A 433-nucleotide genomic window follows, 5' to 3' on the forward strand; every position below is an offset into this window, starting at 1 on the left:
GACTAGTACGTGCCATCAGCCGCGGTAATACGGAGGATCCAAGCGTTATCCGGAATCATTGGGTTTAAAGGGTCCGTAGGCGGTTTAGTAAGTCAGTGGTGAAAGCCCATCGCTCAACGGTGGAACGGCCATTGATACTGCTAAACTTGAATTATTAGGAAGTAACTAGAATATGTAGTGTAGCGGTGAAATGCTTAGAGATTACATGGAATACCAATTGCGAAGGCAGGTTACTACTAATGGATTGACGCTGATGGACGAAAGCGTGGGTAGCGAACAGGATTAGATACCCTGGTAGTCCACGCCGTAAACGATGGGCACTAGGCGCTTGGGGGAGCGACCCCTCGAGGGCCGGCGCTAACGCATTAAGTGCCCCGCCTGGGGAGTACGGCCGCAAGGCTGAAACTCAAAGGAATTGACGGTGAGAGGTGCT

At 51.5% G+C, this 433-nt stretch carries 1 rRNA gene; it reads left to right on the forward strand.

The window, feature by feature from the left end:
- Nucleotides 1–433, forward strand: a 16S ribosomal RNA gene (locus M6G53_RS25195); the annotation flags it as partial.

The sequence above is a fragment of the Serratia nevei genome, from assembly GCF_024160145.1.
GTDB lineage: Bacteria > Pseudomonadota > Gammaproteobacteria > Enterobacterales > Enterobacteriaceae > Serratia > Serratia nevei_A.